Source organism: Psychrobacter sp. TB20-MNA-CIBAN-0197 (assembly GCF_040309765.1).
Classification (GTDB): Bacteria; Pseudomonadota; Gammaproteobacteria; order Pseudomonadales; family Moraxellaceae; genus Psychrobacter; species Psychrobacter submarinus.
Genome location: NZ_JBEOPC010001395.1, coordinates 1 through 235, shown reverse-complemented (window position 1 = coordinate 235; position 235 = coordinate 1). Strand labels below are relative to the sequence as shown.

Below are 235 nucleotides of genomic sequence, written 5' to 3'. Positions count from 1 at the left end.
GACAATCTCAGTGGTATAGGCAATCTCACCAATATGATTGGCGCCCAACTCTAAGATGGCATAGCGATGGTGATCGGATAATTCGAGCAGCATCATCGGTACACCCAAGTCGTTATTGAGATTGCCACGAGTGATGAGCGTCGGTGCTAATCTGCCGAAGATACTTCCAAGCATCTCTTTACAGGTGGTCTTACCACTAGAGCCAGTAATAGCAATGACGGTTAAATTTTGATGC

The 235-nt window shown here is 46.0% G+C and carries 1 protein-coding gene; it reads right to left on the bottom strand.

Annotated features, from left to right (window positions below; all coding sequences use genetic code 11):
• Nucleotides 1–235, bottom strand: a 235-nt coding sequence (locus AAEY83_RS18545) for a Mur ligase family protein (protein WP_351061640.1), incomplete at both ends; no start/stop codon positions are given.